This is a genomic window from Henriciella sp. AS95 (genome assembly GCF_038900055.1).
In the GTDB taxonomy this organism is placed as follows: domain Bacteria; phylum Pseudomonadota; class Alphaproteobacteria; order Caulobacterales; family Hyphomonadaceae; genus Henriciella.
In genome coordinates this window covers 403,541-429,434 of the sequence record NZ_JBBMQM010000001.1, presented here as the reverse complement: position 1 = coordinate 429,434, position 25,894 = coordinate 403,541, and the positions used below count along the sequence as shown (strand labels likewise).

Sequence of the window (25,894 nt, the reverse complement as noted above, 5' to 3'; positions counted from 1 at the left end):
CCGAATGCGGCCGGAAGGATTCTTATGCTGTGGCTACAGATCGCGCTCAGCTTTGCGGGCAACACGCTCACCCTTCTCGTGGTCGCTTTTCTCATACGCGATGCGTGGCACCATATGGCTGCGCGGATCGCCATTTTCCTCTTTATCGGCACAATCGGCTATTCGCTCAGCCTGTTGCCTGAACCTTTGGCACTTCAGGGCGGCGCCAAAAGCCTCGCTTATCTGCTCAATGTTCCGGTTCTCGGCCTCAACTGGCTACTCGGCCGCGCTTTGATGGAAGACGAATTTCGCATGGGCCCGCTGGAATGGGCCGTCCTCGTCTTCACCAGCCTTGTCATGTTCGCCGTTGCCGCCCCGGTGGTCGGGCTCGACCTTCCAGCCCGCGATGCCATAAACGCTGTCGCGCTGCTGACGGGACTCGTCATCATGGCCCACATTATCTGGGTCGCCGTCTCAGGGTTTCGCGATGACCTTGTCGATACGCGCCGCAAGGTCCGGGTCGGCTTCGTCCTCGTGGTTGTTACGAGCTATCTTGTCATCAGCGTGATCGAGATTTTCGGGCTAGGTCTTCGGGCTGAGGCCATCGCGTTCGACATGACAACGATTGCGATCAATCTTGCCATTCTGCTGTGGGCGGCGCGCCTTGACGCACAACGCCTCTTCACGCCTCCAAAGAAGGCGGAGACGATCAGCGAAAAGGCCCTCTCACCGGCATTTCAGGGCGCCTCGGCAAGGCTGCAGCACCTTATGGAGACCGAAAAGTCCTACCGCGAGCACGACATGTCCCTTGGACGCGTTGCAGACAGGCTCAACATGCCGGAACACCAGACCCGCAAGCTGATCAACAGCGCGCTCGGCTACCGGAACTTTTCAACCTATCTCAACAGCTACCGGATCGCGGAAGCCCGGGAAGCGCTGGCCGATCCTGAAAAAGCGTCGCTGCCAATCCTGACGATATCCATAGATTCCGGATACGCCACGCTGTCCACCTTCAACCGGGCATTCAAGACGATCACAGGCGAGACGCCAAGCGCCTATAGAACGAGAGCTCTGGGCCTGCCCAAATAGAAAACGCCCGGTAAAGTCTCACCGGGCGTCTCCAGATTTCATGTCCAGGTCGACTACACGTCCAGAAGCAAACGCTCCGGATCTTCCAGCGCTTCTTTCACGCGGACGAGGAAGGTCACAGCCTCCTTGCCGTCCACGATGCGGTGGTCATAGGAGAGCGCCAGATACATCATCGGGCGGATCTCGACCTTGCCATTGATCGCGACAGGGCGCTGCTCGATGCGGTGCATGCCGAGCACACCCGATTGCGGCGGGTTCAGGATCGGCGTCGACATCAGCGAGCCGTAGACGCCGCCATTGGTGACGGTGAACGTGCCGCCCTGCATGTCAGCAATGGAGAGATCGCCGTCGCGCGCCTTCTTGGCAAGATTGCCAAGCTCACGCTCGATACCGGCCAGCGACAGCTCGTCACAATCGCGGATCACCGGCACGACAAGGCCTTTTTCGGTGCCGACGGCCATGCCGATATCATAGTAGTTCTTGTAGATGATATCAGTGCCATCGATCTCAGCGTTCACCGCAGGGATTTCCTTCAGCGCCGAGACAATCGCCTTGGTAAAGAAGCCCATGAAGCCAAGCTTCACGCCATGCTTCTCGGCAAAGCCTTCCTTATACTTCGAGCGCAGCTCCATCACGGCCGACATGTCCACATCGTTGAATGTGGTCAGCATGGCGGCGGTGTCCTGCGCCTCTTTGAGGCGGCGGGCGATGGTCTGGCGCAGACGCGTCATCTTCACCCGCTCTTCGCGCGGACCGATCTCGCGTGGGGCGCGCGATTGCTGCGGCTGGCTGGAAGACGAGGCCGATTTGGCAGCATTATTTACGTAGTCGATCGCATCGGCCTTGGTGGCGCGGCCATCGCGGCCTGAGCCTGGAATATCAGCCGGGTTCACGCCGCCCTCGCTCGCCACGCGGCGAACCGAAGGAGAGACCGGGCGGTCTTCCTGGCCTGAGGCGGACTCGCCTGTTTCTGCCGGCGTCTGAGTTGTCGGGGCGCCTTCACTGACACGCGCTTCCTTGGCGACCGTACCGCCGCCGCCAGCGCCCGCGCTGATCCGCGCGATCACTGTGCCCGGATTGACCGTGTCGCCCGGCGACACCAGCAGCTCGGCAATCGTGCCATCTGCGGTTGCCGGCACTTCAAGCGCGACCTTGTCTGTCTCGATCTCTGCTATGGTCTCATCCTTGGAGACACTGTCGCCGACTTTCTTGGTGAATTCGGAGATCGTGCCTTCAGTGACGCTCTCGCCCATGGCCGGCACGGCCACATCGACGGTCTCGCCGCCACCAGAAGACTTCGCGGGCGCCGCTTTTGTCTCTGCGGGCGCGTCCTTCTTCTCGGCTGCAGCCGACTTGTCTTCCTTGGCAGGCGCAGACTTTTCCGCCGCGCCACTGCCGCTGCCGAGCCGTCCGAGGACCGAGCCGATCTCGACCGTATCGCCTTCATTAGCGACGATTTCAGACAGTGTGCCGTCTGCCGTCGCGGCAACTTCGACTGAAACCTTGTCGGTTTCGAGCTCGACGAGCACTTCATCCTTGGAGACCGAATCCCCGGCCTTTTTCAGCCACTGGCCGACCGTCGCCTCTGAGACGCTTTCGCCGAGCTGGGGGACTACAATATCAGTCATAACTTGTCCGTTTCGTATCTTGGTCGTGTCAGGGTCAGGCGGAGACAATGCTGTCTTCAACCGGCTGGTCACCCAGCGCAGCACCGATGAGAGCATTTTTTTCCTTATTATGTTGGGCCATCAGGCCGGTCGCCGTCGCGGCAGCGGGGGGGCGTCCGGCATATTTCGGACGCGGCGTCTTGCAGCCGACCTGGTTGGCCGCCCATTCGATTTCATCGCGCATGAAGGTCCAGCCGCCCATATTGCGCGGCTCTTCCTGGCACCAGACCATCTCGGCCTGCTTGAAGCGTTTCAGCTCCTGCATGAGCGACTTGCGCGGCACAGGGTAGAACTGCTCGACGCGCAGCAGATAGATATCGTCGACACCCTTTTCCTCACGCGCTTCGAACAGGTCGTAATAGACCTTGCCCGAGCACAGGACGACGCGGCGAATATCCTTGTCCTTGGCGAGCTTCACCTTGCCTTCGCGGCCGGGCGTCTCTGCATCGTCCCACAAGATGCGGTGGAAAGAGGATTTCGTGTTGAGATCGTCCAGCGCCGAGGTCGCCAGCTTGTGACGCAGAAGCGATTTCGGCGTCATGATGATCAGCGGCTTGCGGAAGTCGCGGTGGATCTGACGGCGCAGCGCATGGAAATAGTTGGCCGGCGTCGTGAGGTTACACACCTGCATATTGTCTTCAGCGCACATCTGCAGGAAGCGCTCGAGGCGGGCCGAGGAGTGCTCAGGCCCCTGGCCTTCATAGCCATGCGGCAGGAGGCAGACCAAGCCGCTCATCCGCAGCCATTTACGCTCTGCCGACGAGATGAACTGATCGAAGAAGACCTGCGCGCCGTTCGAGAAGTCGCCAAACTGCGCCTCCCATAGAACCAGACAGTTCGGGTCCGCCAGCGAGTAGCCATACTCATAGCCCAGCACCGCTTCTTCAGACAGCAGCGAGTCGATCACTTCATAATGCGCCTGGCCGTCGCCGAGATTGTTCAGCGGCGTGTAGCGCTCACCGGTGTTCTGGTCGACGAAGTGGCTGTGGCGCTGCGAGAACGTCCCGCGCCCTGAATCCTGGCCGGACAGGCGCACCGGAAACCCCTCATCGAGCAGCGTTGCATAGGCGAGGTGTTCCGCTGTGGCCCAATCGAGCCCCTTGCCGGAATTGATCGCCTCACGGCGCCCATCTATGACTCGGCGCAGCGTCTTGTGGATGTCCACACCATCGGGAACGGTGGTGATGATATCGCCCAGTTCCTGCAGCTTTTTCTTCGAAACACCCGTCTTGCCGCGGCGCTCATCGTCTTCAGGCAGGCCGAGGCCTTCCCATTCGCCGTCGAGCCAGTCGGCCTTGGTCGCCTCGAAATCCTTGCCTTCGTCGAAGGCCTTGTCGAGGAAATCCTCGAAATCCTTGACCTGCTGCTCAACCTCTTCAGCCGAGACCAGACCTTCTTCAACGAGACGGCGCGCATAGATCTCGCGGGTCGATTCATGACCCTTGATATTGGTGTACATGACCGGCTGGGTGAACATTGGCTCGTCACCCTCATTGTGGCCGAACCGGCGATAGCAGAACATGTCGATGACGACGTCCTTGCCGAATTTCTGGCGGTACTCCGTCGCGACTTTCGCCACATAGGTGACCGCTTCCGGGTCATCGCCATTCACGTGGAAAATCGGCGCCTGCACCATCAGGGCGACATCGGACGGGTAAGGCGAGGAGCGCGAATACATCGGGCTCGTCGTGAAACCGATCTGGTTGTTCACGATGAAGTGGATCGTCCCGCCCGTGCGATACCCCGCCAGGCCTGACAGCGCGAAACATTCAGCCACGACGCCCTGTCCGGCAAAGGCAGCATCACCGTGCAGCAGCAGCGGCAGTTTGTGCGAGCGGTCGAGAACGCCGGTCTCCTCGGCTTCCATCGCCTGCTTGGCCCGCGCGCGGCCCAGTACGACCGGGTCAACGGCTTCCAGGTGAGACGGGTTGGCGTTCATGGTGAGGTGGACTTCATTGCCATCAAAGGCGCGGTCAGAGGACGCGCCGAGGTGGTATTTTACATCGCCCGAGCCGAACCCTTCAGCGCCTTGCGTCGAGCCGCCCTGGAATTCGTGGAAAATCTTCTCATACGGCTTGCCCATCACGGCGGCCAGCATGTTGAGACGGCCACGGTGCGGCATGCCGACAATGATCTCGTTCACGCCGAGCGCACCGCCGCGCTTGATGATCTGCTCCAGCGCCGGCACAGCCGCTTCGCCGCCATCAAGGCCGAAGCGCTTGGTGCCGGGATAACGCCGGTGCAGGAAGCGCTCGAACGTCTCTGCCTCGATCAGCTTGGCGAGGATTGCCTTCTTGCCTTCAGGGGTAAACGCGACGCCCTTGTCCGGCCCTTCGATACGCTCCTGCAGCCAGGATTTTTCTTCCGGCGCGGAGATATGCTGGAATTCGACGCCAATCGTCGAACAATAGGTCCGCTGCAGGATTTCGAGAATCTGCGGCATGGTCGCATAGTCGAGGCCGAGATAGCCATCGATATAGATCTTGCGATCCATGTCCGCTTCCGTGAACCCGTAGCTTTTCGGATCGAGTTCCGGCTGGTCGGCATCATTGTTCATGGCCAGCGGGTCGAGCTGGGCCGCCAGATGCCCGCGAACCCGGTAGGCGCGGATCATCATGATGGCGCGGATGGAATCCTTGACGGCGCCGGCAACATCTTCAGCGCTAGCCGCCGGTTTGGACCCTTTGACCTTGTCGGCCAGCTTGGTTTCCAGTGCGGCCCAATTGCCATCAAAGGCAGCGACCTGGTCGGCATCGGCAGGCTTCGGCCAGCTCTCACGCTTCCAGCTTGCGCCATCGGCATTGCGGGCAGCATCCTCGCTGCCATCGCCAAGCTCGCGGAAGAAATCGCGCCAGCTTTCGGGCACCGAGTTCGGGTCACGCGCAAAGGCCGCCTGCATCTTCTCGATCCAGACGGCACTGCCGCCATAAAGGAATGCAGTGTCCAGCATCGCGCTGTTCTGCGCGCTGCGTTTGCCCGTCACTGCGGAACCGTCATCTGCCATCTTCTTACCGTCCTAAAACCTGTTGGACGGCCCGTCGGGGTCTTTTTAAGGGCCTCGTCTGGCCGCCATCCGAACCATATAGTCCGCGACTAACCTTTAAGAACCTCTACCATGGTATCGCCGAGTCGCGCAGGGCTCGGGCTCACACGAATGCCAGCTTCTTCCATTGCTGCGATCTTGGACTCAGCATCGCCCTTGCCGCCTGAAACAATGGCACCAGCATGGCCCATCGTCCGGCCCTTCGGCGCGGTGCGGCCAGCGATGAAACCGACCATTGGTTTCTTGCGGCCTTTTTTGGCTTCGTCGATCAGGAACTGGGCCGCTTCTTCTTCGGCAGAGCCGCCAATTTCACCGATCATGATGATCGATTTCGTGTCGTCATCGCCGAGGAATTTCTCAAGCACGTCGATAAAGTTGGTGCCGTTGACCGGGTCACCGCCAATGCCGACAGCTGTCGTCTGGCCAAGGCCAGCCTGCGAGGTCTGGAACACAGCCTCATAGGTCAGCGTGCCGGAGCGCGAGACCACGCCGACAGAGCCCTTCTGGAAGATCTTGCCCGGCATGATGCCGATCTTGCACTCTTCCGGGGTCAGGACGCCCGGGCAGTTCGGGCCGATCAGGCGGGAGCTCGATTTTTCAAGCTTGGCCTTCACGCGCACCATGTCGAGAACAGGAACGCCTTCAGTGATACAGGTGATCAGCTCGATGCCCGCATCGATGGCTTCCTCGATGGCAGCTGCTGCGCCGGCTGGCGGCACATAGATCACCGAGGCGTTGGCGCCGGTGGCTTCCTTCGCTTCGCCCGCATTGGCGTAGATCGGAAGCTCGGTGCCATTGTCGGCGGTCCACTTTTGACCGGCCTTCTTCGGGTGCGTCCCGGCGACCATCTTGGTGCCGTAATATTCCAGCGCCTGGTTGGTATGGAACGAACCGGTATTCCCGGTCAGGCCCTGGACGATAACTTTGGTGTTTTTGTCGATAAGGATGGACATTCACTATTCTCCGGTCTGCTCACCCTCAAGGCGAGCAATTCTTAAATTCAAAAGGATTTTGGCAGCATGCGCTCTCGCCTCAGTCGGTGCTGACAAGTAGCCAAAAGAGGCACTGATATCGAGAAAGCTGTCGGGATATTCGCCGAATTCTCCGCAAACATACTCATAGGTTTCCGATGTCGCGTCCATCGACCCGCAGCGCTGACGTTGCTGCTCCTGCATTTTCGCATATGCCAAGCGCTGCTGCTGAGTTTGATAAGCGGCCCCTTCAACCGAACAAACACTTCCTGCCAAGAAAATGGCTGCGTCCGAAAGGTCGGTGACTGACCGCTCAACGTCCGGCGCGTATTGCTCAATGCAACTGAACACTGGCGCCAATGCGTCATCGTCAGAGCTCTGCGCAAACCCGTTTGCGCAGATCCCGACACAGAAAATTGCGGACAGATAAGCTCGCATCTTGGCGTCTTAGCCCTTGACCGCTTCGGTAATCTTCTTCGCCGCATCGTCGAGATCGTCAGCCGGGATGACGTTGAGGCCGGAAGACTTGATGATCTCCTTGCCCTTCTCGACATTCGTGCCTTCGAGGCGAACGACCAGCGGGACAGAAAGATTGGTCTCTTTCACCGCCGCGATCACGCCCTCGGCGATGACGTCACACTTCATGATGCCGCCGAAGATGTTGACCAGGATGCCTTTGACGTTCGGATCCTTCATGATGATCTTGAAGGCCGCCGCCACTTTCTCGGCATTCGCGCCGCCGCCAACGTCACAGAAGTTCGCTGGCTCTTCGCCGTAGAGCTTGATGATGTCCATCGTCGCCATGGCGAGGCCTGCACCGTTGACCATGCAGCCAATCGTGCCGTCGAGGGCGATATAGGCGAGGTCCCATTCGGACGCCTCGATCTCTTTTTCGTCTTCCTCGGTCTTGTCGCGAAGCTCGACAATGTCGGGGTGGCGGAACAGGGCGTTGCCGTCAAAGCTGACCTTCGCATCAAGGACGCGCAGATGGCCGTCTTCCATGACGATCAGCGGGTTGATCTCGAGCATCGACATGTCCTTCTCGATGAAGGCCTTGTAGAGCGTCGGGAAGAGTTTCATGCCGTCTTCGCGCGCCGTGCCGTCGAGCTTCAGCGCATCGCACAGTTTCTCGCTGTCCTTGTCGGTCACGCCAGCCATCGGGTCGATTGGCAGGGTGAGGATCTTGTCCGGCGTCTCGTCAGCGACCGCCTCAATGTCCATGCCGCCTTCGGTGGACACAACGAAGGCTGGCTTGCCGGAGGCGCGGTCGACCAGGATGGAGAGGTAAAGCTCGCGGTCAATGTCAGCGCCGTCTTCGATGTAGAGGCGGTTGACCTGTTTGCCGTCCTTGCCGGTCTGCGCGGTGACGAGGTGATTGCCGAGCATCTGCTCTGCGAATTTGTGGACGTCTTCCTTGTTGAAGGCGAGGCGAACGCCGCCCTTTTCACCGGCTTCGGCTTCCACGAACTTGCCCTTGCCGCGACCCCCGGCATGGATCTGGCTTTTGACCACCCAGAGCGGCCCCGGCAGCGTATCGACGGCCTTCTGGACGTCATCGAGCGAGAGCACCGGCACACCTTCCGCAACGGGTGCACCATAGGATTTCAGGACGGCTTTGGCCTGATATTCGTGAATGTTCATGGAGATTTGGCCTCTTTGATATCGGCATGAGGCGGCGGACCCGCCCCATTGAAACTTGTGGCGCTTTATAACACTGCAATCTGTTGAAGCAACCGCGTGGGTCCGGAATGCGTACCTAGGTCGCCCTACTCCGCACGTGGGTCAATTTCACCGCTGGAACCCATGGTCGGCAGGGTAATATTCCACGGCTCATGGTCTTCCTTGGGCGGTTCTTTCCTTGCAGCCCGGCGCCACAGCATGGAAACGATCAGGACAGCGGACAGGGCCGCAGCCAGCAAAAACAGTCCGCCCTGCGTAAATGGCAGCCGGAACGCAAACCCCGACAGGGGCGGCCCGATCACAGACCCGGCGGCCCAGACAAAGAGCAGGCCGGACATGACGCGCGAAATCTGCGAATGATGGGCCCGGTCAATCGCATGCGCGACGCCGATCCCGTAAAAGGAGAGCGACCCGGCTCCCCACACGCCAAGCGCGATAATGATGTAAAGCTCCGGCAGCCCCGGAAACAGGCCGAGCACAAGCGCCGCAACGGTTGCCAATGCCGCCATGACCGCAATCACGATCCGCCGGTCGACAACGTCCGAGATGCGTCCGGCCGGCCATTGCGTGATCATTCCACCCGTCCAGGCTGCGGCCGCAGCCAGCGCCGCTGCGCCCGTTGCACCGCCGCCGACATTTGGCAGCGCGATCCCGGCATAGATCGGCAACAGCGCCATCGTCCCACTATTGATCACACCGGCCAGGAAAACCGAGATCACCGCCGCCGGCGCAAGCTGGAACAGCCTCGTCAGCGGCAGCGATTCAGAGCTTGGCGGGGCCGGCTCTCCGCGCCGCGTCAGGCAGATCGGCAGCAAGGACAGGGTGAGGAAGATCGCGCACCACAGATACGGCCTGAAATCAATCGGCGCGAGGCCTGTCACGAAGAACGGGCCAACCACGAGCGCGACTTTCGACATCAGGTGATAGAAACCGCTGACACTGCCCCGGCTCCTGGGCGAAACCGCTGAGCTCAGCCAGCTTTCAATGCTGGAGAACATCCAGGCGAACGCTGCGCCCTGCACCACGCGGATCACCGACCAGCCCCAGGGATCAAGCGCCAGCTGCATGGCAAGCACGCTGGACCCGCAAACGGCCGCGGCCGCTGAGAAGACGCGAATATTGCCGAAAGCGATGATGGCGTTTGAGGACGTCCATGCGCCGGCCATGAAGCCGACGGCATATCCTGCGGCGACGGCACCGATCAGGGCCGGCGAAGCGCCAAGTGTCTCGAGCCCCAGCGGGGTAACGACGCCAAGCACGCCGCCGCCCAGCTGCAGGAAAACCACAGCGGCAATCAGTACCCAGACATTGCGATAATCGGCCATAGCGTCCGGCGATCCCTCGTTTAAGAATCGCCCCTCGTTTCAGAGCCGCTTAATCGACTCCAATTTCCGAAAAGGCAATATCATTGCGCCGTGCGGTCTGGCCATTCGTGTCCTTCAGGACAAGTGAAATTTTCTTCGCATCCCAGTCGATTTCAACCGCGCCATAGTTCTCCGGCGGGAAGCCTGCGCCGATCTGGCGGGTATCGCGCTCTGAGGTCTCGGTCGCAAAGGACACATTGAGCGACGAGGCCGTCAGTTCATTGGCGGCATAAGGCAGGACGCCGCGCTCTTCATAGATAAAGCCGGTATGGCGGTCACCGGAGAGGAAAACCACGCCGTCTGCCCCGGTTTTCTTAATCATGTCGAAGAGGCGCTGGCGTTCTTCCGGCATGGTCGACCAGGCTTCCCAGCCATGCGTCGTCGGCATCACCTGGATCGAGGAAACGACGAGCCGGATGTCCGCTGGCGCCTGCAGCTGGTTCTGCAACCAGGTCCACTGCGCAGAGCCGAGCATGTCCTGATACGCGCCGGCGGGCGGCGGCATGTAACGTTCCTTGCCAACCGCGCCATACTCATCCGTCGGCGTCAGTTCCGAGCGGAAGAACCGCGTGTCGAGCACGATGACTTGAACGCGCTTGCCCTCAGGCCCGAAAGCGCGGGCATAATAGGTACCGGGCCACTGGCCGACATCTTCATCGGTCAGCCCCCAGAAGGTTTCGTGGACGCGCTCGGCCAGTGCCTTGAAGGGAAAATCCTTGCCGCCATCATTCTGGCCCATGTCATGATCGTCCCATGCGACCATCATCGGGAATTTGGCGCGCACCGCCTGAAATTCCGGACGGTCTTTGAGATCAGAGAAGCTCTCGCGCAGCTCGGTCAGCTCGACATCATTGATGGCATAGTTGCGCCCGTCGCGGTCGCCATAGACATTGTCGCCAATCATCAGGAAGAGGTCTGCGTCTTCCTCGGCGAGGCGCGCAAGGGTCGGGCTTTCCAGCTCTTCATCATTGCAGGAGGCGACGAGAACCCGGCTGATAACGGCGTCGGATGCCGGAAGCGGAAGGCCTTCCGGCGCTTTGGGAAGCTGGCTTTCAGGGAAATCCTCATAATACCGGTTCAGGGCTTCGACCGCTGAGGTCGGGGCGGGCTCGAAGAGGTTGGGGAAAACGGACCCGCCGTCCTGCGTTGCACAGGATGCGAGCGAAAGCGCCCCAACCGCCACCAATGCCTGAACCTTCATGAAATTCCTCCTGCCCTGATAAGAATACGCCCGACCTTTATGCCGGGCGTTTTGCAGGTCCGAAAGGTGTATTTGACTCACATCGCAAAGAAAACGTCCCAGAGCATCCGCCCGGGCAGCAGCGAGAACATTCCAGCCACCACCATCCCGCCTACGAACATGTCCGTCATGGTCTTACGATGCTTGGCGATCTCGCGGCGCTTCACCGCCGCGATCCCGAATGGCAAGCCGAGCAGTGTCCACGCCGACAGCGCATGGATCGGGCTCACAAAATTCTGGAAGATCGTCATGATGAAGAAGCTGGACGCAGCTGTGACGCCCATCGACATCACCCAGGCCCATCCGAATGTGCGATGCATCCGGAAGCCCTTCGGCGCCACCAAGAGGAAGACACCAATGGCGAGCGTTACCAGCGCAGCGGTCACATGAACCTGTATCGCGATGCCGGACTCTATGATGGGCGCCGGATCGAACCGGAAGCGCGGCATCGCGCCCGCCGATCTCAGGATCATCGCCGTCAGCACCGTATAGATCAGCAGCGACAGGCCCACCGTCCAGCCATATTTTGGCATTTTCCATAGGCGCGGACGACCGAGTTTCACGGGCGCCGGTGTGTAATCTGAAGAACTCATTGTCTTGCCCCCTCTCAAGCCCAGGTGCCGTGGAAACCGAGCGGCCAGGCCCGCTCGCCGCGCCAGATGCAGACCGGCCCGTCGGACAGGTGAGCCGCATCGAAAACGCAGATGTCGCTTGTGCCGGTCTTCAGGTTCAGAACCGGTCCCACCAGCCAGCTATCTGCCTCGGCCTGCGAGCCGGGTTTCGCCACGAACAGGAATTCCTCGACCATGCGTGACGGGCCGAAATCGAACGTGTCGGTGCGCCCGCTATCCCAGTCGTGAACCGAGAGGGCTGTCGCGCCCGGATGGGTCTCGGCCTGGCCCGCGACAAGCGCCGTCAGGCGCCGGGGCAGACCGTGGCGACGCGGATCGACTTGCGGGAACTCACCGTCGAGACCCGTTTCCATCAGCTTGGCGTCGCCGCTCACGGGCAGGACGATCTGGGTCAGGTCGCTGACAAAGCGGTCCTCGCGCGCCGGCATCTTGCCGCGGATTTCGTCCACGCCGCCGCCCGGCCCCAGAACAGGGTTACGATAAAGCGCCGCATCAAGACGGATCGTGCCGTCACTTTCCGCCCAGGCCGCGCCGGTATGATAGAAAGCGCGCGCAGGCCCCTGCACCCAGCGCCGGTTTGAAAAGTCATCCTTGTCGACGATGAGGAACTGGAAGCCCTCTTCGGGCCGCCACTCAAATCCCTCGACAACCGGCGGGCGCAGCGCCTCATTGATCCAGGGCTGGACCATGATGATGAGATGGCGCTCGGTCATCGCCCAGTCATGGATGTAGGCGGCCTTGCCGATATTGAGCACGCCGAAAGACGTCAGCGCGCCGCTGGCGGCGATCTGGTAAACCCCGACATTCGGCCCGTTCATGGCAAGATTCCACACCGTGCCATCAGGCTCGGTCTTCGGGTGAGCCAGGAACGGCATCCCGGCGAGGTCATCGCGCCATGTCTTCGGCCCTTTTGTTTCCAGCGTCTTCGCGTCCATCGCAATGGCCGACCCAGCCTCCCACAGGGCATGCAGCTCGCCATCGATCACGATCACAGACGTATTGGCGGCATTCACATCGTCGGGGCCCATCACGGGATAGTCCGGGTCCCCCATCGTGCCGAAACCGGGCGCCATGAAGCGGCCTTCGGCCTGCTCGATCCGTCGTTTCACCGTGTCGACAAAGCGTCCCGAATGAACCGCGCGGCCGTCGGAAATCTCGATGCGCTGGACCATGCCGTCCCCATCGAACCAGTGGCTGGCATAGTCGTCTTCGCCATAGAGAAACTGCGCCGGACCATTGCGATAAAGCGTGCCCTCAAGGCCGGCCGGTGCACGGCCATAGACCAGCCGCATCGGCGCCGGGTCAAACCCGCCTGCAGGCGCTGTGTGATAGCCGAGATGCCAGCCGGGCATATCCGGCATATCTGCAAAGGCTGGCGAGAGGCCCAGTCCGGCGAAAGCGGTACCAGCGGCCCCCACAGTCAGAAAATGGCGTCGGGAAAGTTGGGTCATGTTTGAAGCTCCTTTGACGGCGCGAATTGGCTCAGCGGCTAGTTGATGACGATGGTCTGTTCGGCGCCCTCTTCGGACACCTCGAAACGGGCCGCGTCCCATTTTGCCGGCCCGAACTGGCCCTTGGCATTGTTGGAGAAAGCGAATGGCTCGATCGGCATGCCGAACGGATTGGTGTTCATTTCGCCGTCATCATTCACATCATGGTAGAGCTTCAGGCCGTATTCCCCCGGCTCGAGCCCTTCGATCGTCACGCTGACCGACGCGCCATCAGCGGCGACGTTCGCGCCGGTCACGGCTTTGCCGCTCTTGTAGCCCTCTTCATCAAACACACCGATGCTGATCACCCCCGTCTGGGACTCGATATCGGTCAGCGTCACGGTCAGGGGTGCGGCAAGGGCAACCGGGCCGAGCGCTGCGGCGCAGATGGAAGCGGCGATCAGGATGGACGTCTTGGTCATGTGTATCTCCATGGTTTGTGGTCAGCGGGCTGTTCGGCCCGACCCCATGAAGATTGCAGCGACGCTGAGCCGCTTCGAGCCAGATTGCATGAACCGACTGGTATCCTTCGCGAAATGCAGCCAATGTCATTCGCGAAACGTGAATGACATGGGGCTTACAGCTTGCGTATCGCGATTGACTGGAAGAAACGGGGCCGGGAATTTCTCATCCTGACCGGCGTTGCGCTGTTTCTGGCTTTCCTGCGCCCCTATGGCGCCACGGATGACGCCCCTTTCCCGGTGGTTTTCGTATTCTGGTGGCTCCTGATCCTTGTTGGCAGCGTCATCGGCGAAACCACTGTCTGGGCGCTCTACAAGCTCCGCCCGGATAGCCCTGACTGGCTGATGATCATCATTGTTTCAGCCGTGACCGCCCTGGGCGTGACGATGTTCATGTTTCTGATGCAGGCCGTGTCGTTCGGCTATATCAGCGTCGGCCCACAACCGGTCTGGATTCTCTACTTCTACGTTCTCGTGATTTCGGTTGCGATGACGCTGCTCGGCTTTGTCCTGGGCAAGGCATTCAACATGGCGGGGCCGGATTTCGTCCATCAGGCCGATGACCGGGAGGCCATCGAGACCTTCCTTGAGCGCCTGCCCGTCAAATACCGCACCGCCGAGCTCTATGCGGTCTCATCCGAGGATCATTATTGCCGCGTCCATACCAGCCTTGGCAGCGAGCTGATCCTGATGCGGCTGGCCGATGCCGACCGGGAGCTTGCCAGCGTCGATGGCCTGCGGGTTCACCGCTCCTGGTGGGTGTCCCGGAAAGGGATTGCCGACAGTGCCCGCGAGAGCGGAAAAATCGTCCTGAAACTGAAGTCCGGCGACGAAGTTCCGGTCTCCCGCTCCTATCAGAGCGCCGTAAAAGACGCCGGTCTAATCCACTAAATCCTTCTAAAATTTAGACTTTGTTAACTGCCCGAAAACGGCCCCATTCCGGCCCCGCATGGAACCTATTCGGGGACCAGCATGTTATTTGCAGCAGATGATCCCCAGATGGCCCGCATACAGAAAGGGCCGCATAGGGGGGCCTGATGAAGAAGGATGAGACAAAGATGAATACCGGAAGCCTAATCGCCAAAAGCGCCAGCCTGGTCGTGCTCGGAGTCATCGCCGCCATCACCCTCATCATGGCCTTCGCCCCCGCCGGCTCGATCTATAACGGCTAGGGCGCTTCCTCAAAAACTTAGAACCGGTCACCCCGGCGAAGGCCGGGGTCTCGCGCAGCTGTGTCCGACTGCATTTGCCTGAGATCCCGGCATACGCCGGGATGATCGGGGTGGGGCTACACCAGCGGCACAGCAGAACACCGGTCATCATCCGAAAGCGCGCCAACATGCCCGGCCACCGACGTCCCGTCGATCACGAGATCCGGCGCAATCTCCCCCAGCGGCACCAGCACGAAGGCCCGCTCCGTCATCCTTGGATGCGGCAGGGTCAGCCCTTCGCTCGCCCGCGTTTCGCCTTCCATCCATAACAGATCGATATCCATCAGCCGCGGCCCCCAGCGCTCACCCGGCACACGGCCCATCTCCGTTTCCAGCCCCTTGCAGAGCGCCAGAAGCGCTTCCGGCGACAGTTGAGTTTCAAAAAGCGCACACGCATTGATGAAATCCGGCTGGTCCTCAACACCCCAGGGCGGTGTCCGATAAAGCCGCGAACTCTTGATCAGCGTCAGCCCATCGGCATCGTCCAGCTTCAGCAAAGCGAGCGAGACATTGCCCGCCGCATCGCCAAGATTGGCCCCGAGCGCCAGGGCGACCCTAGTCATTCCGGGCAAGCTCGATCTCGACCCCGACATGATCGATGAAATGGCGGATCGGCGCATTCGGCTTGCGGATCCGCACCCGCACGGACGCGACCAGCGGAAACGCGCTCATCACACCTTGCCCGATCCGCTCGGCCAGCGTCTCGATGAGATTGAACGGGCCGCTTGCTGAAATCTCATGCGCCAGATCACAGAGTTTCCCATAGTCGACCGCATCCGTCATCGTGTCGGAGGGTGCCTCCTTGCGCACGACCAGACACTCGATATCGGCAAAGAATTTCTGCCCGAGCGTCTTTTCCGCCGGGATCAGCCCATGAAAGCCGTGAATGGCGAGGTTTTCGACAAAGACGCGCTCAGTCCGCTGCATGCTCGATGGCCTCCCAGATGGATAATGCCTGCCGGTGCGCGGCGACATTGTGGACCCGCAGCATGTGCGCCCCGCGCCGCAAACTGTCCAGTCCGGCGGACACAGACCCGGCATCGCGGTCTGCCGCAACCTCGATCCCCGTCAGCCGGCCGATAAAGGATTTGCGCGACACGCCGATCAGCACTGGCTGGCCCATCGCAACCAGCGCATCCGTCGCCGCCAGGACCTGGAAGTTCTGCTCATAGGATTTTGCGAAGCCGACGCCCGGATCGAGAATGATATGCTCACGCGGCAGGCCATCAGCCTCGCATTGCGCGATCGCCGCCTCAAAAAATGCTATCATATCCTGCCCGGCATGCAGCTCCGGGTCGATGGCGCCGCGATTATAGGTCAGCACATAGGCTGCGCCTGCCTCCGCCGCCGCGGCCACTATGCCCGGATCGGACGCGCCCGTCACATCATTGACGATCACCGCCCCTGCCTCGCATGCCGCGCGCGCCACACCCGCCTTGTAGGTATCGATCGAAACAGGCGCCCTGCCTGGCCCCGAGATCGCCTGCACCACTGGAATGGTCCGCGCGAGCTCGTCTTCCTCGCTGACAGGATCAGCGCCGGGCCGCGTCGATTCCCCGCCCACATCAATGATATCCGCGCCTTCCGCCTGCATCTGTTCAGCATGCGCCATTGCGGCCTCAAGCCCCTGATGGGTGCCGCCATCGGAAAAACTGTCCGGTGTCACATTCAGGATGCCCATGATCAGCACCCGCTTGCGGGCCGCTTCGAGCAGCTGGTCTCGCTGCGTCTGCCTTTCATGCGGTGTCATCAAAACCGGACTCCTCTGGCTACCGCCCGGATAAACAGACAGACGCAAAAAAATCCAGTGCTGTTTGGTCTCAGCAGAGGCCGCCGGCGCGGCTGACAATCGCCTGGGCCAGAAGGTTGCGCCTGTGAAAACGCGAAAGCTGCTCCCAGGTGCCATCGGTCGGCAGGAACGCCACGTCCGCCGGGTCGAGTCTCTCTGGGTCGCCAGCCTCGGCAGCAAGCGCCTCGACTTTCGCCAGGAAGCAGGCGCGAGTCTTGTCTGTGTATATGGCATCAAGCTCTACCGGGATGTTGATCTGGAGCTCCTCCATGGTGAGGGGCCCGGTGCCATTCCTGTAGACCGTGTAGAAAGGCGGCTCATCAGACGCCTGCTGCCCCTGCGCCTTCGTTCCCGTCTCAGCAGAGCACGCCGCCAGCATCATGGCGCAAAGCACGGTCAAACAGATCTTCAACATCGCAAAGCCTCCGCACGGTGGCGCCCAGCCTAGCATCGCTTCCTTAGCCAGATCCTATTGCGATCACGACAATTCAATCAGGCGAGAGACACCCCGACAGCCTCAACCCTTCGGCCCACCCGGCATGACGGGCCGGTCCCGGAATGTCCCCATGGACAGCACCCGGTCATACATCACCAGCGCGCCGGCAAGGCTAACATTGATGCAGAACTTGGTCGGGATCTTCACGACATGGTCGCACTTGGCCAGCATGGCAGCCGACAGGTCGCCCCGTTCCCGCCCCAGCACATAGGCCGCCGCCTTGGGATGTTTGAACTCCGGCAGCTCCACAGCATCATCGGTCAGTTCGATGCCGACCAGCTGGCAGCCCTTGGGCAGCGCCATCTCGTCAATCGTGTCCCACTGATAATACGGCACGCTCTCGAACGTCTTCGACGTGTCCGCCTTGTAGGCGAGCTTCACGCGGTCTGCCGCGCCGACCGAAAAAACAAAGCTCGACCCGAACGCATTCGCCGTGCGCATCAGCGCGCCAAGGTTCATCGGCTTGGAAATTCCCTCCGCCCCAATCGCGAAATAACCCCGCATCCCGTTCAGCCTCCCATAAACCGCCAGGCTGCGATGACGCCCACCAGCGCCGCCGCCATGACAATCGTGCCCTTCCGCGCGAGCCGGATATGGCGGATCGCCCCGGGAAACGTCTCCGCCAGGTATCCAGCCGCCTCACCGTCCGCCTCGCCATCTACAGCGCCCGCCACAGCGAGCCGCGCCTGCGTCTCATCCAGCCCGTCAAACTTCGCCTTCGCCGCCCGCTTCAGCGCCACGCCGGCCATCAACCGCATCTGCACCGCCAGCGCAAAGACGAAGACGATCATCACGCCCGCGATGAAGAATTTGAGGTCATGATCGTTCATCGCATCGTCGCCACGTCGAACCGGCCCGCACTCGTCACCACGCCGCGCTTCATCGTCTCTGCGTTGAACGGCATTTCGACATGACCGAGCACATCCATGCAGATCATCCCGCCATCCCCGCCCAGCAGGTTGAGATCCTCCAGCGACCCGGCCGCCGCCGACCGCAGATCCTGCTTGCCATAGCGCACACGCGAGGAAACATCAGCGGCCGCATTGGTCCGCAGGAAATATTCGCCCTGCCCCGTACAGCAGACAGCGACCCGCTCATCAGCCCAGATGCCAGCGCCAATGATCGGCGTATCGCCAACGCGCCCCGGCGTCTTGCCGAGCAGCCCGCCCGTAGACGTCGCCGCCGCGAGCCGCCCCTCGACATCCAGCGCGATGACACCAACCGTGCCATGCGCCAGCTCGCCCTTCTTCACCGGGATTTTCACCGCCGGCTTGTAATACTGCTTCGGGCTATGCACCCGCGCGAGCTTGTGTTTGCGCGCAATCATCGCCGCGCCCTTGCCGACGATCAGCACGTGGGGCGTCTTGTCCATGATCAGACGCGCTGCCGTCACCGGGCTCTTGAAGCCCCGGAGCGACGCCACCGCCCCGGCGTTGCGCGTACGCCCGTCCATGATCGCGGCGTCCAGCTCCCACTGGCCGATCGCATTCGGAGACGACCCCCGTCCGGCGATATGATGCCCGCACTCTTCCAGCGCCATGGTCAGCTTCTGCACCACATCCAGCGCCGCCTCGCCGCGCGCCAGCATGGTTTCGCCCTCGCGCAGCAGGCCCGCCATATGCGTTTCGGACGCCGCATGGTCACGCGGACGCAGGGGCCCCGCCCCACCATGCATTGCAAGAGCCCAGCTTTTCGCCATGCGGCAATTCTCCACAGATCAAGGCCTTACAGCGCGATAGCGCTTCACACGGCCCGGTGCCACCGATAGGTTCGGCCCGTCAATCACGTTACACAGCATAAAACGCAAGAGGAAACGCGCATGAAAGCCCTGCTCTCAAAATCACCTGGCGGCCCGGAAACCCTGGTTCTGGAAGACGTCCCCTCCCCTGAGCCGGGCGACACCGATGTCGTTCTCGACGTGAAAGCCGTCGGCGTGAACTATCCCGACGTCCTGATGATCCAGGACATGTACCAGTTCAAGCCAGAGCGCCCCTTCTCCCCCGGCGGCGAGATTTCCGGCACCATCAAGGCCGTCGGCAAGGATGTTACCAAATACAAGGTCGGCGACCGCGTCGTGGGCTCGATTGGCTGGGGCGGCATGGCCGAGGAAGCCGTGGTCGACCAGGCCCGCGTGCGCCCCTTCCCGGAATCCATGTCCTATGAAGAGGCCGCCGCCCTGCTGATGACCTATGGCACCTCTTACTATGCCCTGAAGGATCGCGGAAACTGCAAGCCGGGCGAGAGCCTGCTCGTCCTTGGCGCGGCTGGCGGTGTCGGCCTCGCCGCCGTCGAGCTTGGCAAAGCGATGGGGATGGAAGTCATCGCCGCCGCTTCGTCCCAGGAAAAAGTCGACCTCGCCATGGAAAAGGGCGCCGCCAAAGGCTTCGTCTATGATCGAGGCCCGCTGGACCGCGACCAGCAGAAAACCCTCTCCAACAAGATCAAGGAGCTTGGCGGCGGCGGCGTGGATGTCATCTATGACGGGGTTGGCGGCGACTATGCCGAACCGGCCCTCAGAGCCATGAACTGGGATGGCCGCTTCCTCGTCATCGGTTTTCCGGCCGGCATCCCGAAAATGCCGCTCAACCTGACGCTGCTCAAATCCTGCAACATTGTCGGCGTCTTCTGGGGCGCCGCCGTCGCCCGCGACCCGGAAGCCAATGAGGCCAACATCAAGGAATTGTTCGAGATGTACGAGGCCGGCAAGATCAAACCCCACGTCTCCAACACCTACCCGCTATCCGAAGGCGCTGCCGCCATCAGCGAACTGATGAACCGCAAGGCCAAGGGGAAGGTTGTTGTGACAGTTTAGGTCTTATTCAGCAAAGTATCGAATCACACTCTTCATTGTCGAGAATTGTGTGTTCGAAAAAAGAGGCCCGGCGTGTTGCACCACGCCGGGCCTCCGACTTTGACGCGAATGCTATTAGCGAGGCGTGCACTTCATGCCGTTTCGCTTGGCATTATCGATACAGTCCGACTTATTTGCATATGCTTCCGTGGAAGCGCCGACGATCCGCCCGTTACTCGCGGTTCGACGCCATCTCCAACCATCAGACGACTTGTAGATTTCCCACTTGTCGCCGTTGCTATCAGTGCACGATTCCATTCTCGATCTCCTCTTCATTGTCGAGGACTCTGAGGTTGTGGTGATTCTATTTTTGATTCAATTCAAAGGCTTAGCGTCCGATCAATCAGAATGCCGCCGCACGCAAGCCCACCAGATCGCTGTTACGAGAAGCGCACACAACCCGAGAATGCTTCCGCTGTATCCTACAAAGAACAATCGCAGCGATATTTGCTGATCAGCGCCAAAAATTGAGGATGCGGTAGTGGCAATAAGGAGCAGCGCCAGAAGCATCCAAGCGAACCATTCACGCAGGGTCATGCTGGGCTCCGCTTGGTTAGGTCTATGCCATCTGCGGCGATGCTGCGAAGTTCGGGCACTCTGCAAAGGGCTTCGATAGCCAAGCTAACAATGTGGTCAACATTCTCGTCCGCTCGCTTTTCCCAACTTGAAACTGACTGTCTCGAGACTCGCAACTCATTCGCCATCATCTCTTGCGTTAGACCGAGAGACTGCCTTTTTTCCCGAAGCTCGTTGCCTGTCATGGTAAATTCTAGGTGTATATTTTTTTTACATTGGGACCTAACTCCCCGCATTGGTAGGGTATCAAGGTTAAGGTTCGCTTAACTAGGCCAAATTTGAAGTATGCCGAATGGCGGGACCCCGCCATTCGGCCACAGCCAGCCATTTACGATCTGTTTCAGGCGGTCAAGGCTGCCGCAGGCACGGCTCTGCCGCTTGGGCTTGAGGGCCTGAGACGGATCGGACACGCGCCGCCCACCATGAATGGCGCCTCCCCGTGGCTCGACCACGGGGTCCATCTCCTGAAGGAAAGGCTCAGTCCGGGGGCGGGAGATGGGCACCGCGATCCCCGGCCTTCGCCGGGGCAAGCAAGCCGCGGTGAAGCACCTGAAAATGCAGAACACCTCCAAAGGCTTCATGGTGAGCGAAGCCTGTGCTCGCGCAGGCGGGTATCGGCCACGAAGGCGGGCGCGCCGGGTTTCCTCATGGTTCGACCCTCATCCTGAGCCTGTCGAAGGACGCTCACAATGACGTTGTATTTTACCCCGCTCATCCCGGCGAAGGCCGGGATCTCGGGCAATTCATGTCAGTCCCTGCCGCACGAGACCCCGGCCTTCGCCGGGGTGATCGGACATCTTCAAATAAGTGTATCTGCCAGGTCACGCCAATCGGGATTCATCTCCACTATCAGGCGAATCTTCCAGTCGCGCTTCCATTCCTTGATCCGGCGCTCGCGCTCAAACGCCGCTTCTCGCGTTTCATGGGGCTCGTACCAGACCAGAATCTCGCAATTATATTTCGAGGTGAAACCCTTGATCAGATGCTCCCGGTGCTCATAGGCGCGGCGATTGATGTCGTCCGTCATCCCCGTATAGAGCACGCCGCCCGGCTTGTTCGTCATGATGTAGACGTAGAAAGACACCCGCTTGTTTAGCCTTAGGGCCTCGCTATTCCCAACCCCGCTCATCCCGGCCAATGACCTGCAATTGACCTGAAATCGGCCTGGTTTCGGCCTGTCCTCGCACCCCGATTTATCCGCCCCCGGATGCGCCCGACTATGCTCCCCTGAATGTCCGGGCTCGACTATCACGTCTCCATCGCGATGCAGAAAGCGCTGCCGCTTCTGGCCGGCCTGATCGCGCAGGCCTGGGCGATCCTTCGTGTCGCCGAACGCGTGGCCCCAACCCGCATCTCGCGTCTTGCCCATGCCAGGGTGCTGCGCCTCATCCGCCCCGCCGAGGCGCTTGTGCGCCGGCTGATCGCGCTTCTGGCCGAGAAGGTGCACTCCACCCCGCTGCCACCGCAAAGACCGCATGTGCCGATAAGGCCCGCCATGGTGAGCGGAGCCGAACCAGAAGGGCCGGGTGCAGCCGCGCCGCAGCCCGAGACTCCAACCTTCGCACTCTATGAATTCATGCCCAGTTTCGTCCGCCACTATCTCGAAGGCGAGACCACCCCCGTTCCGCAAAGTGGCTTTGGCCCGCCCGCCCCAACCTGTAACCCCGGCCGGCTCATCGCCCGTCTTGAGGCCCTGCAGCAGGCGATCGACAACCGGCACGCCATCGCCCTTCGCCTTGCCCGGTCCACCCCGCGCAAGATTGCGCGAAACTCCGCCGCCCGCGTCACCCCGTGGCGTCTCGGCTGGCCGCCCGGCGGCAAGTCCGCCCATACAGAGCCATGGCTCGCCGACATGCTCAGCCTGTTCATGATGGCGATCCGGCGCATTCCCCCGCCGCAGCGCCCGCAAATCGCCATCTGACCCTGCCAGCTGCGCTGGTGGGGACGCTGGCGCTGGCTGACACAGTGGCGCACGCGACAAAAGCCCGTGCTTTTCTTGCCGCAGGCCGGGTATAGTCTGGCCGGACAGCAAGGGAGACCCCCGCATGAGCTATGACGGCCACGAAGAACACCATCTGATGCATCGCTCGAACTGGTTGCGCGCGGCGGTGCTCGGCTCGAATGACGGCATCCTGTCCACGGCCAGCCTGCTTGCCGGTGTCGCGGCCGCCTCCGCAGGTCGGTCCGAGCTGCTGCTGGTGGGTGTCGCGGCCCTGATCGCTGGCGCGATGTCCATGGCCGCCGGGGAATATGTCTCCGTCAGCTCCCAGGCCGACACAGAACGCGCCGATCTCGCCAAGGAAGCCGAGGCGCTGAAGAAGATGCCGGAGGAGGAATTGCGCGAACTGGCTGAAATCTATGAAGCGCGCGGCGTCGAACCGGCCACGGCCCTCAAGGTCGCCGAGCAGCTGATGGAGCATGACGCGCTCGACGCCCATGCCCGCGACGAGATTGGCATCTCGCCCGTGGTGACGGCGCAGCCGCTACAGGCGGCCGTCTCATCCGCGCTCAGCTTTGCAATTGGCGCACTGCTGCCGCTGATCGCAGCGCTGCTGGCACCAGTCGGCTGGGTGGTGTTCACCGTGATCGCCGCGTCGCTCGTCAGCCTCGCCCTGCTCGGGCTTTTCTCCGCGCAGATGAGCGGGTCCGGCGCGGCACGTCCAGTTTTGCGGGTTGTTGTCTGGGGCGCCGCAGCGATGGCCGCGACAGCGCTCGTCGGCCACCTCTTCGGCGCGAGCGTCTAACGTGTCTTAGGCGACGCGCTCGACCATCATCGTCTTGATCTTGGCGATGGCTTTGGCCGGGTTGAGCCCCTTCGGGCAAACCTGCGCACAGTTCATGATGGTGTGGCAGCGATAGAGCTTGAACGGATCTTCAAGGTCATCGAGGCGCTCACCGGTCGACTCGTCGCGGCTGTCGATCAGCCAGCGATAGGCCTGCAGCAGCGCGGCTGGCCCAAGATACTTGTCGCCATTCCACCAATAGGACGGGCAGGAGGTCGAGCAACACGCACACAGGATGCACTCATAGAGGCCATTGAGCTCGTTGCGCTGTTCCTCGGACTGCTTCCACTCCTTCTCAGGCTCCGGCGTATCGGTCTTGAGGAAGGGCTGCACATAGGCGTGCTGCGCGTAGAAATTGGTAAGGTCCGGGATGAGGTCCTTGACCACCGGCAGGTGCGGCAGCGGCGCGATGGTGATCGTCTTGCCAGCCACTTCGTCCCAGCCCTTGGTGCAGGCGATGGTGTTGTGGCCGCCAATGTTCATCGAGCAGGAGCCGCAAACACCTTCCCGGCAGGAGCGTCTGAACGCCAGCGTCGGGTCGATATTGTTCTTGATGTAGATAAGCACGTCGAGAACCATCGGACCGCACTTGTCCATGTCGACCCAATAGGTGTCCCAACGCGGATGGCCGCCCTCTTCAGGCGAGTAGCGATAGATCTTGAACGCCTTGGCATTCTTCGCGCCGTCCGGCTTCGGCCATTCCTTGCCCTTCTTGGGGGCAGATCCTTTGGGGAGAGTGAGCTGAACCATAAGAAACCCCTTAGTAAACCCGCGCCTTCGGCTCGATATACTCAATGTCATTGGACATCGTGTATTCGTGAACCGGGCGGTAATCGATGGTCACTTTTCCTGCGTCATCGACCCAGGCAAGCGTGTGCTTCATCCATTCCTTGTCGTCGCGGTCGGAATAGTCCTCGCGGGCATGTGCGCCGCGGCTTTCCTTGCGGTTGGCGGCCGAGTTCACCGTCACAGCCGCCTGGCCGATCAGATTGTCGAACTCCAGCGCCTCGATCAGGTCTGTGTTCCAGATCAGGCCGCGATCCTTGACGTCCATGCCGCCGATACGGCCATAGATTTCGGCGATCTTCTCGACGCCTTCATCGAGCACTTCGCCGGTCCGGAAGACCGCGCAATTGTTCTGCATCGCCTTCTGCATGTCCATGCGCAGCTTGGCGACGGGCTGGTCACCCGAGGCGTTGCGGATCTTGTCGAAGCGGGCGAGGTGGCCATCGGTCTGGCTGTCGCGGACTTCTGGCTGGCTGGCGCCGGCCTCAAGCGTCGCGCCGCAGCGCAGGCCAGCGGCCCGGCCGAAGACAACCAGGTCGATCAGCGAGTTGGAGCCGAGGCGGTTGGCCCCGTGAACCGACACACAAGCCGCTTCGCCAACGGCCATAAGGCCCTGGACGACGCTGTCAGGGTCTGCGCCCTTCTTGGTCAGAACCTCGCCGTGATAATTCGTCGGGATGCCGCCCATATTGTAGTGGACCGTCGGCAGAACCGGGATCGGCTCCTTGGTGACATCCACGCCAGAGAAGACTTTCGCCGTCTCCGAGATGCCCGGCAGACGCTCAGCCAGTGTTTCCGGTGGCAGGTGCTCGAGGTGGAGATGGATATGATCCTTCTCCTCGCCAACGCCGCGGCCTTCGCGGATCTCGACGGTCATGGCGCGCGAGACAACGTCGCGGGAGGCGAGGTCCTTTGCGCTCGGGGCATAACGCTCCATGAAGCGCTCGCCTTCGGCGTTCGTGAGATAGCCGCCCTCACCGCGCGCGCCCTCAGTGATGAGGCAGCCCGCGCCATAAATGCCGGTCGGGTGGAACTGGATGAACTCAGTGTCCTGCAGCGGCAGGCCGGCACGAAGCACCATGGCATTGCCGTCGCCGGTACAAGTGTGCGCCGAGGTGCAGGAGAAGAAGGCGCGGCCATAACCACCGGTCGCCAGGATCGTCTTCTGCGCGCGGAAGCGATGCAGAGTGCCATCGTCGAGCTTCCAGGCGGTGACACCGCGGCAGGCGCCTTCCTCATCCATGATGAGGTCGAGCGCGAAGTACTCGATGAAGAACTCTGTTTCTTCCTTGACGCACTGGCCGTAAAGCGTGTGCAGCATGGCGTGGCCGGTCCGGTCAGCCGCCGCGCAGGTCCGCTGCACGGGCGGGCCCTCGCCGAATTCGGTCGTGTGACCACCGAACGGGCGCTGATAGATCTTGCCGTTTTCGTTGCGCGAGAAGGGCATGCCCCAATGCTCAAGTTCGTAAACGGCCTTCGGCGCCTCGCGGGTCAGGTACTCGATGGCGTCCTGGTCACCGAGCCAGTCGGAGCCTTTGACCGTGTCGTACATGTGCCAGCGCCAATTGTCCGGGCCCATATTCCCGAGCGACGCGGCGATCCCGCCCTGCGCTGCAACCGTGTGGGAGCGCGTCGGGAACACTTTGGTGATACAGGCGGTGCGAAGCCCGGCCTGCGCTGCGCCAAGCGCCGCGCGCAAGCCTGATCCGCCCGCGCCGACAACCACGACATCATAAGTGTGATCAACGAATTTGTAGTCAGACATTTATATCGTTTCCTTCCAGGC

29 protein-coding genes are annotated in these 25,894 nt (G+C 61.3%); 7 read left to right on the top strand and 22 right to left on the bottom strand.

What is annotated here, in order from left to right; genetic code table 11:
• Positions 1–24 precede the first annotated feature (24 nt).
• A complete protein-coding gene (locus WNY37_RS02240) occupies positions 25–1,068 on the top strand; it encodes a helix-turn-helix domain-containing protein (RefSeq protein WP_342971827.1) in 1,044 nt (347 codons plus the stop codon).
• Between the two features lie 53 nt (positions 1,069–1,121).
• Here the strand turns inward: WNY37_RS02240 and odhB are convergent, their stop codons facing one another.
• From odhB to WNY37_RS02190, 10 genes are all read right to left on the bottom strand, one after another.
• A complete protein-coding gene (odhB, locus tag WNY37_RS02235) occupies positions 1,122–2,696 on the bottom strand; it encodes a 2-oxoglutarate dehydrogenase complex dihydrolipoyllysine-residue succinyltransferase (RefSeq protein WP_342971826.1) in 1,575 nt (524 codons plus the stop codon).
• Between the two features lie 34 nt (positions 2,697–2,730).
• Positions 2,731–5,739 (bottom strand): 2-oxoglutarate dehydrogenase E1 component, encoded by a 3,009-nt coding sequence (locus WNY37_RS02230; RefSeq protein ID WP_342971825.1) that lies wholly within the window; start codon positions 5,737–5,739, stop codon positions 2,731–2,733.
• A gap of 89 nt (positions 5,740–5,828) precedes the next feature.
• Positions 5,829–6,731, bottom strand: coding sequence for a succinate--CoA ligase subunit alpha (gene sucD, locus WNY37_RS02225; RefSeq protein WP_342971824.1), 903 nt, complete (start codon positions 6,729–6,731; stop codon positions 5,829–5,831).
• A gap of 3 nt (positions 6,732–6,734) precedes the next feature.
• The gene (locus tag WNY37_RS02220; RefSeq protein WP_342971823.1) at positions 6,735–7,187 is read right to left on the bottom strand and encodes a hypothetical protein; all 453 of its coding nucleotides are present in this window, start codon (positions 7,185–7,187) and stop codon (positions 6,735–6,737) included.
• Between the two features lie 9 nt (positions 7,188–7,196).
• Positions 7,197–8,390, bottom strand: a complete 1,194-nt coding sequence (sucC, locus tag WNY37_RS02215) for an ADP-forming succinate--CoA ligase subunit beta (RefSeq protein WP_342971822.1) — start codon at positions 8,388–8,390, stop codon at positions 7,197–7,199.
• Between the two features lie 125 nt (positions 8,391–8,515).
• Positions 8,516–9,754, bottom strand: coding sequence for an MFS transporter (locus WNY37_RS02210; RefSeq protein WP_342971821.1), 1,239 nt, complete (start codon positions 9,752–9,754; stop codon positions 8,516–8,518).
• Positions 9,755–9,803: 49 nt separating this feature from the next.
• Complete coding sequence (locus WNY37_RS02205) at positions 9,804–10,994, bottom strand: alkaline phosphatase D family protein (RefSeq protein ID WP_342971820.1); 1,191 nt, start codon at positions 10,992–10,994, stop codon at positions 9,804–9,806.
• A gap of 77 nt (positions 10,995–11,071) precedes the next feature.
• Positions 11,072–11,626 (bottom strand): DUF2306 domain-containing protein, encoded by a 555-nt coding sequence (locus tag WNY37_RS02200; protein WP_342971819.1) that lies wholly within the window; start codon positions 11,624–11,626, stop codon positions 11,072–11,074.
• Positions 11,627–11,640: 14 nt separating this feature from the next.
• Positions 11,641–13,116 (bottom strand): carotenoid oxygenase family protein, encoded by a 1,476-nt coding sequence (locus WNY37_RS02195; protein WP_342971818.1) that lies wholly within the window; start codon positions 13,114–13,116, stop codon positions 11,641–11,643.
• A 38-nt stretch (positions 13,117–13,154) separates the two neighbouring features.
• Positions 13,155–13,577: a DUF2141 domain-containing protein gene (locus WNY37_RS02190; protein ID WP_342971817.1), complete on the bottom strand. Its 423-nt coding sequence runs from the start codon at positions 13,575–13,577 to the stop codon at positions 13,155–13,157.
• 162 nt (positions 13,578–13,739) lie between these two features.
• Between WNY37_RS02190 and WNY37_RS02185 the strand changes: the two genes are divergently transcribed.
• Positions 13,740–14,507 (top strand): LytTR family DNA-binding domain-containing protein, encoded by a 768-nt coding sequence (locus WNY37_RS02185; protein ID WP_342971816.1) that lies wholly within the window; start codon positions 13,740–13,742, stop codon positions 14,505–14,507.
• Positions 14,508–14,653: 146 nt separating this feature from the next.
• Entirely contained in the window at positions 14,654–14,788 is a 135-nt protein-coding gene (locus tag WNY37_RS02180) for a hypothetical protein (protein WP_342971815.1), read from the top strand.
• Between the two features lie 116 nt (positions 14,789–14,904).
• On the opposite strand, the gene folK is transcribed toward WNY37_RS02180, so the two are convergent.
• The 7 genes from folK to WNY37_RS02145 all read right to left on the bottom strand — a co-directional run bounded on the left by folK (position 14,905) and on the right by WNY37_RS02145 (position 18,811).
• A complete protein-coding gene (gene folK, locus WNY37_RS02175; protein WP_342971814.1) occupies positions 14,905–15,390 on the bottom strand; it encodes a 2-amino-4-hydroxy-6-hydroxymethyldihydropteridine diphosphokinase in 486 nt (161 codons plus the stop codon).
• Positions 15,383–15,754, bottom strand: a complete 372-nt coding sequence (folB, locus tag WNY37_RS02170; RefSeq protein WP_342971813.1) for a dihydroneopterin aldolase — start codon at positions 15,752–15,754, stop codon at positions 15,383–15,385. The genes folK and folB overlap by 8 nt, the downstream gene beginning before the upstream one ends.
• Positions 15,741–16,577: a dihydropteroate synthase gene (folP, locus tag WNY37_RS02165; protein ID WP_342971812.1), complete on the bottom strand. Its 837-nt coding sequence runs from the start codon at positions 16,575–16,577 to the stop codon at positions 15,741–15,743. Before folP ends, folB begins: the two co-directional genes overlap by 14 nt.
• Before the next feature lie 70 nt (positions 16,578–16,647).
• Positions 16,648–17,031 carry a hypothetical protein gene (locus WNY37_RS02160; protein WP_342971811.1) on the bottom strand — a complete coding sequence of 128 codons (384 nt, stop codon included), beginning with the start codon at positions 17,029–17,031 and terminating at the stop codon, positions 16,648–16,650.
• Between the two features lie 102 nt (positions 17,032–17,133).
• A complete protein-coding gene (locus WNY37_RS02155) occupies positions 17,134–17,616 on the bottom strand; it encodes an RNA methyltransferase (protein ID WP_342971810.1) in 483 nt (160 codons plus the stop codon).
• 5 nt (positions 17,617–17,621) lie between these two features.
• Entirely contained in the window at positions 17,622–17,942 is a 321-nt protein-coding gene (locus WNY37_RS02150; RefSeq protein ID WP_342971809.1) for a hypothetical protein, read from the bottom strand.
• Positions 17,939–18,811, bottom strand: a complete 873-nt coding sequence (locus WNY37_RS02145; RefSeq protein ID WP_342971808.1) for an isoaspartyl peptidase/L-asparaginase — start codon at positions 18,809–18,811, stop codon at positions 17,939–17,941. The genes WNY37_RS02150 and WNY37_RS02145 overlap by 4 nt, the downstream gene beginning before the upstream one ends.
• A gap of 120 nt (positions 18,812–18,931) precedes the next feature.
• Between WNY37_RS02145 and WNY37_RS02140 the strand changes: the two genes are divergently transcribed.
• Positions 18,932–19,924 carry an NADPH:quinone oxidoreductase family protein gene (locus tag WNY37_RS02140; protein WP_342971807.1) on the top strand — a complete coding sequence of 331 codons (993 nt, stop codon included), beginning with the start codon at positions 18,932–18,934 and terminating at the stop codon, positions 19,922–19,924.
• 114 nt (positions 19,925–20,038) lie between these two features.
• Here WNY37_RS02140 and WNY37_RS02135 read toward each other — a convergent pair whose 3' ends face one another.
• Both WNY37_RS02135 and WNY37_RS02130 read right to left on the bottom strand, forming a co-directional pair.
• On the bottom strand, positions 20,039–20,221 hold the full coding sequence (locus tag WNY37_RS02135; RefSeq protein ID WP_342971806.1) for a DUF1508 domain-containing protein: 183 nt from the start codon (positions 20,219–20,221) through the stop codon (positions 20,039–20,041).
• Positions 20,222–20,302: 81 nt separating this feature from the next.
• Positions 20,303–20,500 carry a hypothetical protein gene (locus tag WNY37_RS02130; RefSeq protein WP_342971805.1) on the bottom strand — a complete coding sequence of 66 codons (198 nt, stop codon included), beginning with the start codon at positions 20,498–20,500 and terminating at the stop codon, positions 20,303–20,305.
• A gap of 534 nt (positions 20,501–21,034) precedes the next feature.
• On the opposite strand from WNY37_RS02130, the gene WNY37_RS02125 reads away from it, so the two are divergent.
• Positions 21,035–21,232 carry a hypothetical protein gene (locus WNY37_RS02125; protein ID WP_342971804.1) on the top strand — a complete coding sequence of 66 codons (198 nt, stop codon included), beginning with the start codon at positions 21,035–21,037 and terminating at the stop codon, positions 21,230–21,232.
• 106 nt (positions 21,233–21,338) lie between these two features.
• On the opposite strand, the gene WNY37_RS02120 is transcribed toward WNY37_RS02125, so the two are convergent.
• On the bottom strand, positions 21,339–21,623 hold the full coding sequence (locus tag WNY37_RS02120) for a GIY-YIG nuclease family protein (RefSeq protein ID WP_342971803.1): 285 nt from the start codon (positions 21,621–21,623) through the stop codon (positions 21,339–21,341).
• A gap of 147 nt (positions 21,624–21,770) precedes the next feature.
• Between WNY37_RS02120 and WNY37_RS02115 the strand changes: the two genes are divergently transcribed.
• Positions 21,771–22,460: a hypothetical protein gene (locus WNY37_RS02115; RefSeq protein ID WP_342971802.1), complete on the top strand. Its 690-nt coding sequence runs from the start codon at positions 21,771–21,773 to the stop codon at positions 22,458–22,460.
• A gap of 124 nt (positions 22,461–22,584) precedes the next feature.
• The gene (locus WNY37_RS02110; protein ID WP_342971801.1) at positions 22,585–23,283 is read left to right on the top strand and encodes a VIT family protein; all 699 of its coding nucleotides are present in this window, start codon (positions 22,585–22,587) and stop codon (positions 23,281–23,283) included.
• A 6-nt stretch (positions 23,284–23,289) separates the two neighbouring features.
• On the opposite strand, the gene WNY37_RS02105 is transcribed toward WNY37_RS02110, so the two are convergent.
• Together WNY37_RS02105 and sdhA are read right to left on the bottom strand one after the other, a co-directional pair.
• A complete protein-coding gene (locus WNY37_RS02105) occupies positions 23,290–24,072 on the bottom strand; it encodes a succinate dehydrogenase iron-sulfur subunit (RefSeq protein ID WP_342971800.1) in 783 nt (260 codons plus the stop codon).
• A gap of 10 nt (positions 24,073–24,082) precedes the next feature.
• A complete protein-coding gene (gene sdhA / locus WNY37_RS02100; protein WP_342971799.1) occupies positions 24,083–25,873 on the bottom strand; it encodes a succinate dehydrogenase flavoprotein subunit in 1,791 nt (596 codons plus the stop codon).
• Positions 25,874–25,894 lie beyond the last annotated feature (21 nt).

Coding starts and splice junctions, on each gene's coding strand:
- WNY37_RS02180 (WP_342971815.1), top strand. CDS start 14,654: ATGAAGAAGGATGAGACAAAGATGAATACCGGAAGCCTAATCGCCAAA.
- WNY37_RS02160 (WP_342971811.1), bottom strand. CDS start 17,031: ATGTTGAAGATCTGTTTGACCGTGCTTTGCGCCATGATGCTGGCGGCG.
- WNY37_RS02105 (WP_342971800.1), bottom strand. CDS start 24,072: ATGGTTCAGCTCACTCTCCCCAAAGGATCTGCCCCCAAGAAGGGCAAG.
- sdhA (WP_342971799.1), bottom strand. CDS start 25,873: ATGTCTGACTACAAATTCGTTGATCACACTTATGATGTCGTGGTTGTC.
- WNY37_RS02140 (WP_342971807.1), top strand. CDS start 18,932: ATGAAAGCCCTGCTCTCAAAATCACCTGGCGGCCCGGAAACCCTGGTT.
- folB (WP_342971813.1), bottom strand. CDS start 15,754: ATGCAGCGGACTGAGCGCGTCTTTGTCGAAAACCTCGCCATTCACGGC.
- WNY37_RS02145 (WP_342971808.1), bottom strand. CDS start 18,811: ATGGCGAAAAGCTGGGCTCTTGCAATGCATGGTGGGGCGGGGCCCCTG.
- WNY37_RS02210 (WP_342971821.1), bottom strand. CDS start 9,754: ATGGCCGATTATCGCAATGTCTGGGTACTGATTGCCGCTGTGGTTTTC.
- WNY37_RS02230 (WP_342971825.1), bottom strand. CDS start 5,739: ATGGCAGATGACGGTTCCGCAGTGACGGGCAAACGCAGCGCGCAGAAC.
- folP (WP_342971812.1), bottom strand. CDS start 16,577: ATGACACCGCATGAAAGGCAGACGCAGCGAGACCAGCTGCTCGAAGCG.
- WNY37_RS02130 (WP_342971805.1), bottom strand. CDS start 20,500: ATGACCCTGCGTGAATGGTTCGCTTGGATGCTTCTGGCGCTGCTCCTT.
- folK (WP_342971814.1), bottom strand. CDS start 15,390: ATGACTAGGGTCGCCCTGGCGCTCGGGGCCAATCTTGGCGATGCGGCG.
- WNY37_RS02125 (WP_342971804.1), top strand. CDS start 21,035: ATGGGCACCGCGATCCCCGGCCTTCGCCGGGGCAAGCAAGCCGCGGTG.
- WNY37_RS02110 (WP_342971801.1), top strand. CDS start 22,585: ATGAGCTATGACGGCCACGAAGAACACCATCTGATGCATCGCTCGAAC.
- sucC (WP_342971822.1), bottom strand. CDS start 8,390: ATGAACATTCACGAATATCAGGCCAAAGCCGTCCTGAAATCCTATGGT.
- odhB (WP_342971826.1), bottom strand. CDS start 2,696: ATGACTGATATTGTAGTCCCCCAGCTCGGCGAAAGCGTCTCAGAGGCG.
- WNY37_RS02220 (WP_342971823.1), bottom strand. CDS start 7,187: ATGCGAGCTTATCTGTCCGCAATTTTCTGTGTCGGGATCTGCGCAAAC.
- WNY37_RS02135 (WP_342971806.1), bottom strand. CDS start 20,221: ATGGAATCGTGCACTGATAGCAACGGCGACAAGTGGGAAATCTACAAG.
- WNY37_RS02190 (WP_342971817.1), bottom strand. CDS start 13,577: ATGACCAAGACGTCCATCCTGATCGCCGCTTCCATCTGCGCCGCAGCG.
- WNY37_RS02195 (WP_342971818.1), bottom strand. CDS start 13,116: ATGACCCAACTTTCCCGACGCCATTTTCTGACTGTGGGGGCCGCTGGT.
- WNY37_RS02200 (WP_342971819.1), bottom strand. CDS start 11,626: ATGAGTTCTTCAGATTACACACCGGCGCCCGTGAAACTCGGTCGTCCG.
- WNY37_RS02240 (WP_342971827.1), top strand. CDS start 25: ATGCTGTGGCTACAGATCGCGCTCAGCTTTGCGGGCAACACGCTCACC.
- WNY37_RS02115 (WP_342971802.1), top strand. CDS start 21,771: ATGTCCGGGCTCGACTATCACGTCTCCATCGCGATGCAGAAAGCGCTG.
- WNY37_RS02150 (WP_342971809.1), bottom strand. CDS start 17,942: ATGAACGATCATGACCTCAAATTCTTCATCGCGGGCGTGATGATCGTC.
- sucD (WP_342971824.1), bottom strand. CDS start 6,731: ATGTCCATCCTTATCGACAAAAACACCAAAGTTATCGTCCAGGGCCTG.
- WNY37_RS02155 (WP_342971810.1), bottom strand. CDS start 17,616: ATGCGGGGTTATTTCGCGATTGGGGCGGAGGGAATTTCCAAGCCGATG.
- WNY37_RS02205 (WP_342971820.1), bottom strand. CDS start 10,994: ATGAAGGTTCAGGCATTGGTGGCGGTTGGGGCGCTTTCGCTCGCATCC.